The following is a 7,768-nucleotide window of genomic DNA, read 5'->3' as shown; positions in this document are numbered from 1 at the left end:
CGGCTTCGGCGAGGCCGAATTCCGCCAGATCGCCGATTGGATCATCGAGGTGGTCGATGGCCTGGCCGCCAACGGCGAAGACGCCAACGGCGCCGTCGAGGACAAGGTCAAGGCCCAGGTCGCAGCCCTCTGCGCCAGATTCCCGATCTATCCAAACCTTTGACCCCGAACAGAAAAGGGCCGCTGCGAAAGCGCGGCGGCCCCACCCAAGGCACCCTTGATATCGCTCAGATATCGAGGGTGTTTTCCTTTTCCCAGCGGCTGAAATGGGTCACGAAGGAATTCCATTCCTGCATCTTCATCTTGATGTAAGAGGACGAGAACTCATCTCCCATGCTCTGCTTCAACTCCTTGTCGCGGTCAAATTCTCGGATCGCGTCCAGCATGTTGAGCGGCAGTTTCGGCGCGCCGCGCACCTTGTGGCCCTCGGCATACATGTCGATGTCCCAGCGCTTGCCCGGATCGGCCTTTGACCGGATGCCGCTGAGGCCGGCGGCGATGATCACGGCCTGCAACAGATAGGGGTTCACCGCGCCGTCGGGCAGGCGCAGTTCGAACCGGCCGGGGCCGGGGACGCGCACCATATGGGTGCGGTTGTTGCCGGTCCAAGTGACCGTGTTGGGCGCCCAGGTCGCGCCCGACATGGTGCGCGGCGCGTTGATCCGCTTGTAGCTGTTCACCGTCGGGTTGGTGATCGCCGCCAATGCGCTGGCATGTTTCATGATGCCGCCCAGGAAATGCTTGCCGCGCTCGGACAGGCCCACTTCGCCGGTCGGGCCGTCACCGTCACCGGCAAAGACATTGACCTTTGACGCCGCCCCCGGCGCATCCCAGACCGAGATATGCGCGTGGCAGCCATTGCCGGTCAGCCCCTCGATCGGCTTGGGCATGAAGGTGGCGCGGAACCCGTGTTTCTCGGCCACCGACTTGGTCATGAACTTGAAGAAACTGTGCTTGTCGGCTGTCGACAGGGCGTCGTCGAATTCCCAGTTCATCTCGAACTGGCCGTTGGCGTCCTCGTGGTCGTTCTGATAGGGACCCCAGCCCAGTTCCAGCATATAGTCGCAGATCTCGCGCACCACGTCATAGCGGCGCATCACCGCCTGCTGGTCGTAACAGGGTTTGGCGGCGGTATCGAACGGGTCGCTGATCTGGTCGCCCTCGGGGGTCAGCAGAAAGAACTCGGCCTCGATACCGGTCTTGACATGCATGCCCTCGTCCGCGGCCTCGGCAATCAGGCGGCGCAGCACGTTGCGCGGGGCCTGGGCGACGTCGGCGCCCTCCATCACGCAATTGCTGGCGACCCAGGCGACCTCGGGTTTCCAGGGCAGCTGGATCACCGAGGACGGATCGGGCACCGCCAGCATGTCGGGATGCGCCGGCGTCATGTCCAGCCAGGTGGCAAAGCCCGCAAATCCCGCGCCGTCCTCTTGCATGTCGGCGATGGCCTGGGCGGGTACCAGCTTGGCCCGCTGACCGCCGAACAGGTCGGTGAAGGAGATCATGAAATACTTGACGCCTTTGTCCTTGGCGAATTTGGCCAGATCAATGGTCATTCTTGTCGTCCCTGTTGTCGTCTGTTTTTGAATTGGAAAGGGCGCGGGATGGTCCCGCGCCCCGGTTTCACACTCAGAACCCTGCGCCGGTCTTGCCGGGCCACCATTCGGTGCCGGCAAGGGGGACGCGGGCCATGGCGGCCGCCTCCATGGTCAGCGCGCACAGATCCTCGGGTTCGAGATTGTGCAGGTTGTTATGGCCGCAGGCCCGCGCGATGGTCTGCGCCTCGAGCGTCATGACGTTGAGATAGTTGCGCAGACGCCGCCCGGCATCCACCGGGTCGAGCCGGGCCTGAAGCACCGGATCCTGGGTGGTGATCCCGGCGGGGTCCAGCCCCTCGTGCCAGTCGTCATAGGCACCGGTGGTGGTGCCCAGCTTCTGATACTCGGCCTCCCATTTCGGGTCGTTGTCCCCCAGCGCGATCAGGGCGGCGGTGCCGATGGCGACCGCGTCGGCCCCCAGCGCCATCGCCTTGGCCACATCGGCGCCGGTGCGGATGCCGCCCGAGACGATCAGCTGCACCTCGCGATGCACGCCCAGATCCTGAAGCGCCTGCACGGCGGGGCGGATACAGGCCAGCGTCGGCAGGCCCACATGTTCGATGAACACGTCCTGGGTGGCGGCGGTGCCGCCCTGCATGCCGTCCAGTACCACCACATCGGCCCCGGCCTTCACCGCCAGCGCGGTGTCGTAATAGGGGCGGGTGCCGCCGACCTTGACATAGATCGGCTTTTCCCAGGCGGTGATTTCGCGCAGCTCCAGGATCTTGATCTCCAGATCGTCGGGGCCGGTCCAGTCGGGGTGGCGGCAGGCCGAGCGCTGGTCGATCCCCTTGGGCAGGTTGCGCATCTCGGCGACGCGGTCGCTGATCTTCTGGCCCAGCAGCATGCCGCCGCCGCCGGGCTTGGCGCCCTGGCCGACCACGACCTCGATGGCGTCGGCCTTGCGCAGGTCGTCGGGGTTCATGCCATAGCGCGAGGGCAGGTACTGATAGACCAGCTTGGTGGAATGGCCGCGCTCCTCGGGGGTCATGCCGCCGTCACCGGTTGTGGTCGAGGTTCCGGCTTCGGACGCGCCACGCCCCAGCGCCTCCTTGGCGGGACCGGACAGCGCGCCAAAGGACATGCCCGCGATGGTGATCGGGATATCCAGCTCGATCGGCTTTTTCGCAAAGCGCGTGCCCAGCGTCACCTTGGTGTCGCAGCGCTCGCGATAGCCTTCGAGCGGGTAGCGGCTGATCGAGGCGCCGAGGAACAGCAGATCGTCGAAATGCGGCACCCGGCGTTTCGCCCCGCCGCCGCGGATATCATAGATGCCGGTGGCTGCCGCGCGGCGGATCTCGGCGTTGATCGGGTTGGAAAAGGTTGCCGACTGGATCGGCACTGTCCGCGGGGGAGCGTTTTCCTTGTTGTCTTTCACGGTCATGACTCCCTCAATACGCGTTGTCGACTTTGAAATTATAGAGCTGGCGCGCAGAGCCGTAGCGCTTGAACTCTTCGGGTTTGGCATCGCAGCCGCCACGCTCCAGCAGGTCGCGCAGCAACTCGATATGTTCGGGGCGCATCTCTTTTTCGATACAGTCGGCGCCCAGCGACTTGACCGAGCCGCGCACGAACAGACGTGCCTCGTAGATAGAGTCGCCCAGCGCGTCGCCCGCATCGCCGCAGACGACCAGGTTGCCCGACTGCGCCATGAAGGCGGACATGTGCCCGACATTGCCATGCACCACGATGTCGATGCCCTTCATCGAGATGCCGCAGCGCGAACTGGCATTGCCCTTGATCACCAGCGTGCCGCCATGACCGGTGGCCCCGGCATACTGGCTGGCATCGCCGTCGATCACCACGGTGCCCGACATCATGTTCTCGGCCACGCCGGGTCCGGCCGAGCCATGCACATGCACGGTGGCCTGTTTGTTCATGCCCGCGCAGTAATACCCGGTCGAACCCATCACCTTGACCTCGATGGGCGCGTCCAGCCCCACGGCGATGGCATGGCTGCCGCGCGGGTTCACGATGGTCCAGTCGGTCTGGTTGGTCTCGTCCGACTGGGCTTGCAATGTTGCGTTCAGGCCGCGCAGGCCGTCGGCTGCCAGGTCGTAGGTCTGCATTACGCGGCCTTTCCGGTTGGGGTTGCGGTGTCGCCATGGGTCCAGAAATAGACGGTGGCGGGTTCGGGTTCCCACACGCGGGCCTGTTCGATGCCGGGCAGGTTGACCAGCGCGCGGTATTCCGAGCCGAAGGCCACATATTGATCGGTCTCGGCCATCACCGCCGGTTTGCAGGCGATCGGGTCGCGGACCACGCCGAACCCGTCGCGGGTGCCCACGACGAAGTTGAAGAAGCCGTCCAGATCCTCCAGCGACTTTTCCAGCGCCTCGCCCAGGGTGGCGCCGGTCTGCATCTTCCAGGTCAGATAGGCGGCGGCGACTTCGGTGTCGTTCAGGGTCTCGATATGGATACCCTCGCGGCGCAGCTTGCGGCGCAGCGAATTGTGGTTGGAGAGCGAGCCGTTATGTACCAGGCACTGATCCGAGCCGGTGTTGAACGGGTGCGCGCCCAGCGTGGTGACCGCCGATTCCGTGGCCATGCGGGTATGGCCGATGCCATGGGTGCCGGTCATCGAGGCGATGTCGAATCGTGCGGCCACATCGCGGGGCAGGCCGACCTCTTTGTAAATCTCCAGCGAGTCGCCAAAGGACATGACACGCACGTCGGGTGCCACATCCTTGAGCTGGCGGCGCAGCGCCTCGGCGGTGCCATGGGGCACATGCAACACCGCGTGCGTGTCGCGGCGGCTGAGCGAGACCGGGCCACCGACCAGCGGCTGCACCTTCTCGGCCAGATCGGCAAAGTCCCGGTCGGGGTTTTCCGATTGCACCGTCACCTTCGAGGTGGTGGGCGAGGGATCGCCGTAAATCGCGATTCCGGCGCTGTCAGGGCCCCGGTCGGTCATGGTGATCAACATGTCAGTGAGCAGGGCGCCCAGCTGAGGTTCTAGCGATTTGTCCTTCAGGAACAGTCCAACAATTCCGCACATTTCGGCGACGCTCCACGATTGTGATTCTGCCTGTCTTTCCCAGGCTCTTTCAGCAGGCTAGCACCGGAATTTCGAAGCTGCAACTGCTGTGAAACAAATTTCACTGATAGGCAAGGCGCGCGTGAGCACGCCTTGCCTGGATCGCTCTAGTAGCGTTCGACGCTTTTCTGGATGCGCTCATGGTCCAGCGCCCGTTTCTTGGCGTTTTCCAGATGCGCGTTCTCTCGCACGAACTGGATGCGGTGCCAGCCGATCCAGAACAGCACCCCGATCACGGTCATCGCGACCTCCCAGCCCTGAAAGGGATAGATGGCGCCCACATTGGCCAGATCGACGGCCCAGCTTTCATATCCGATTGTCGACATATCCTGTTCTCCTTATTCCGCAGGCGACACTTTGGAGGCCAGATAGGCCTTGTCGGCTTCGATGATGGCTTCCTTGGCGTCCTCGTAGGCGTGGTGTTCGGCGTAATCGAGGCCCTCCAGTTCCACTTCCTCGGGGATACGCAGCACGCCGGCGGCGGCCTGCATCTTGGCCACCACAAAGGCGGGCAGGAAACCGAGGCCAAAGAACATGATCAGTGCGCCGATGAACTGGCCGACCGGGTTGATGGTGGCATAGCCCTCATAAGGCGAGGACGGCGCCCCCCACAGGACAAAGCCCGCGATGACAAGGCCGATGAACCCTGCATAGCCGTGTACGGCCACCGCGCCCACTGCGTCGTCCAGCTTGAACCGGCGCTCGACCCAGTAATGCAGGCGATAGACGATCACCACGCCGATGGCGGCGATGATCATGGCCTGGATCGGGTGGTAGAGGTCATTGCCGGCAGAGGCGGTGATCACCCCGGCCAGACCGCCCGAGAAGGTCCAGAATGCATCGCCCTTGGACACCACATAGGCCGCCATCAGACCGCCCGAGAGCGACATCAGGAAGTTGAAGGTGATGGCCGACAGCGAAGTCGGTGCCAGATAGATGTTGGTCGCCGTCCAGGTGGTGCCGGTGATCTGGCCGCCAATCGCCTCGGGCGAGATCGCGGGCACGTTGCACGCGGCATAGAAGCCCCAGAAGCCGGTATAGATCAGGAAGATCCCGATGGTCAGCATCCAGGGGTTATGCGGCGGGATGTCCCGCGGCGTGCCATCTTGGGCGAATTTGCCGATCCGCGGCCCCAGGACCATGATCACCCCCAGCGCATAGCCACCGGCAATGGCGTGAATCACGCCCGAGGCATAGGCGTCATGATAGCCCAGATACTGGACCATCCAGCCGCCATAGTGCCAGCCCCAGGCCGCGTCGATGATCCACCAGACCGAACCGATCAGCACCGCATGCACCCAAAGTGCCGAGGACCGGATGCGCTCGATCACCGCGCCCGAGACGATCGAGGCTGCCGTCCACGAGAACAGCAGGAAGGCCGCCCAGAACACGCCGGTGATTCGGTCCGCTGCGTTCGGCCCCATGGTCTCGGCCCAGGGCAGGTTGGCTGCGCCCGCCTCGGTGTCCAGCCCGCCGAAGAAGGGGAACATCGGGAAGGCCCAATAGATCCACCATCCGAAGAAGAAGAAGGTGACGGTGACCAGCGGGATCACCATCACGTTTTTCATTAACGTGTGCATATGGTTGCGTCGGCGGCTGGCGCCGACCTCGTACATGCAGAACCCGACGTGAATCAGGAACATGAACACGACCGTTACCCAGTAGTAGAACTCGGTAAATACCGTCGTCAGTGCGTTAAGATTTCCATCCATTTCTGTCTCCCCGGTTGGATAACTCTGACTGCTGCGAAAGTTTTTTTCCTAAAAGGGAAGCTCTTGATTAAGCTTTGTGTCAACAAATTTAACTGACGATAAAATTTTATGCAGGTGCAGAAAGTGCACTTGCTCAGAGATCGGGCAAATATTCCCGGTAGGAAATTTTTTTTACGTTTGTGTTGATTTTTGTCCGGACATGGGTCTGAATGATGCAAACCGAACAGATCAGGGAGTCACAGGGATGGCGATCATCTACAGAACCTCTGCGCTTGCGCAGCGGCATGCCGAAATCGGCGGCGAGTTGGAGGATTGGAACGGTATGGGAACCGCATGGTTCTATGACCATACCGACGAACGGGCCAAGGCCGATTACGAGGCGGTCCGCACCAAGGCCGGTCTGATGGACGTGTCGGGCCTGAAAAAGATCCACCTGAGCGGCCCGCATGCTGCCGCCGTGATCGACCGCGCCACCACCCGCAACGTGGACAAGCTGATGCCGGGCCGGGCGGTCTATGCCTGCATGCTGGACGATCGCGGCCTGTTCATCGACGATTGCGTGATCTACCGGCTGTCGGTGAACAACTGGATGCTGGTGCATGGCACCGGCACCGGCCATGAAAGCCTGGCGATGGCCGCCTATGGCAAGAATGTCTCGATGATCTTCGACGACGACCTGCACGACATGTCGCTCCAGGGTCCGGTCGCGGTGGATTTCCTGGCCAAACACGTGCCCGGCATCCGCGATCTGGCCTATTTCGGCATCATCCAGACCAAGCTCTTTGGCAAACCCGTGATGATCTCGCGCACCGGCTATACCGGTGAGCGGGGGTACGAGATCTTTTGCGAAGGCCGCCACGCCATTGAGCTCTGGGATGCGATACTCGAGGATGGCAAGGACATGGGCATCCGCCCGGTGCAGTTCTCGACCCTCGATTTGCTGCGCACCGAAAGCTATCTTCTGTTCTATCCCGGCGACAATTCCGAGACCTATCCCTTTGCCGACGAGAATTGCGGCGACTCGCTGTGGGAGCTGGGGCTGGAATTCACCGTCTCGCCCGGCAAGATCGGGTTCCGGGGCGCCGAGAACCATTATGCCCGCAAGGGCAGGGAGCGGTTCAAGATCTATGGCGTCAAGCTCGAGGGCACCACGCCCGCCGACATGGGGGCACCGCTGCTCAAGGATGGCGAGGTCGTGGGCGTCGTCACCTTTGGCATGAATTCGGACCTGAACGGCCATAACGTGGGCATCGCCCGGATGCCGGTTGACTGTGCGGTGCCGGGGACAAAGATGACGGTGCGCAACGAGGATGGCACCGAAATCGCCTGCGTGGCCGAAGAGATGCCCTTCTACGACAAGGACAAATCCATCCGCGCCGCCAAGGGCTGAGGATCACCGGGCAGGCGCCCCCGGAGGCGGG

The 7,768-nt window shown here is 62.8% G+C and carries 7 protein-coding genes and 1 pseudogene; 2 read left to right on the top strand and 6 right to left on the bottom strand.

Features of this window, described 5'->3' with window-relative positions; translation table 11 throughout:
• Positions 1 to 163, top strand: a pseudogene (gene glyA / locus AC2FNY_RS20010) (serine hydroxymethyltransferase); the annotation flags it as partial.
• Positions 164 to 227: 64 nt separating this feature from the next.
• On the opposite strand, the gene glnT reads toward glyA, so the two are convergent.
• The 6 genes from glnT to AC2FNY_RS19980 all read right to left on the bottom strand — a co-directional run bounded on the left by glnT (position 228) and on the right by AC2FNY_RS19980 (position 6,347).
• Positions 228 to 1,556, bottom strand: a complete 1,329-nt coding sequence (gene glnT / locus AC2FNY_RS20005; RefSeq protein WP_234140844.1) for a type III glutamate--ammonia ligase — start codon at positions 1,554 to 1,556, stop codon at positions 228 to 230.
• 73 nt (positions 1,557 to 1,629) lie between these two features.
• Complete coding sequence (locus AC2FNY_RS20000) at positions 1,630 to 2,982, bottom strand: FMN-binding glutamate synthase family protein (RefSeq protein ID WP_234140843.1); 1,353 nt, start codon at positions 2,980 to 2,982, stop codon at positions 1,630 to 1,632.
• 7 nt (positions 2,983 to 2,989) lie between these two features.
• Positions 2,990 to 3,667: a GXGXG domain-containing protein gene (locus AC2FNY_RS19995; protein WP_234140842.1), complete on the bottom strand. Its 678-nt coding sequence runs from the start codon at positions 3,665 to 3,667 to the stop codon at positions 2,990 to 2,992.
• A complete protein-coding gene (locus tag AC2FNY_RS19990; protein WP_234140841.1) occupies positions 3,667 to 4,596 on the bottom strand; it encodes a class II glutamine amidotransferase in 930 nt (309 codons plus the stop codon). The genes AC2FNY_RS19995 and AC2FNY_RS19990 overlap by 1 nt, the downstream gene beginning before the upstream one ends.
• A 146-nt stretch (positions 4,597 to 4,742) precedes the next feature.
• Entirely contained in the window at positions 4,743 to 4,961 is a 219-nt protein-coding gene (locus AC2FNY_RS19985) for a hypothetical protein (protein WP_234140838.1), read from the bottom strand.
• 12 nt (positions 4,962 to 4,973) lie between these two features.
• Positions 4,974 to 6,347: an ammonium transporter gene (locus AC2FNY_RS19980; RefSeq protein ID WP_496803542.1), complete on the bottom strand. Its 1,374-nt coding sequence runs from the start codon at positions 6,345 to 6,347 to the stop codon at positions 4,974 to 4,976.
• Positions 6,348 to 6,591: 244 nt separating this feature from the next.
• Here AC2FNY_RS19980 and AC2FNY_RS19975 point away from each other — a divergent pair, with 244 nt between their 5' ends.
• Positions 6,592 to 7,737, top strand: coding sequence for an aminomethyl transferase family protein (locus AC2FNY_RS19975; protein ID WP_496803541.1), 1,146 nt, complete (start codon positions 6,592 to 6,594; stop codon positions 7,735 to 7,737).
• Positions 7,738 to 7,768: the final 31 nt, after the last annotated feature.

This window comes from Ruegeria sp. BHSC223 (genome assembly GCF_059613025.1).
The sequence above is the reverse complement of the archived record's forward strand: the minus strand, read 5'-3'. Positions and strand labels throughout refer to the sequence as shown.

What these genes read in the sequence shown, in the direction of transcription:
- AC2FNY_RS19990 (WP_234140841.1), bottom strand. Translation starts at nt 4,596, where the DNA reads ATGTGCGGAATTGTTGGACTGTTCCTGAAGGACAAATCGCTAGAACCT.
- glnT (WP_234140844.1), bottom strand. Translation starts at nt 1,556, where the DNA reads ATGACCATTGATCTGGCCAAATTCGCCAAGGACAAAGGCGTCAAGTAT.
- AC2FNY_RS19995 (WP_234140842.1), bottom strand. Translation starts at nt 3,667, where the DNA reads ATGCAGACCTACGACCTGGCAGCCGACGGCCTGCGCGGCCTGAACGCA.
- AC2FNY_RS19975 (WP_496803541.1), top strand. Translation starts at nt 6,592, where the DNA reads ATGGCGATCATCTACAGAACCTCTGCGCTTGCGCAGCGGCATGCCGAA.
- AC2FNY_RS20000 (WP_234140843.1), bottom strand. Translation starts at nt 2,982, where the DNA reads ATGACCGTGAAAGACAACAAGGAAAACGCTCCCCCGCGGACAGTGCCG.
- AC2FNY_RS19980 (WP_496803542.1), bottom strand. Translation starts at nt 6,347, where the DNA reads ATGGATGGAAATCTTAACGCACTGACGACGGTATTTACCGAGTTCTAC.
- AC2FNY_RS19985 (WP_234140838.1), bottom strand. Translation starts at nt 4,961, where the DNA reads ATGTCGACAATCGGATATGAAAGCTGGGCCGTCGATCTGGCCAATGTG.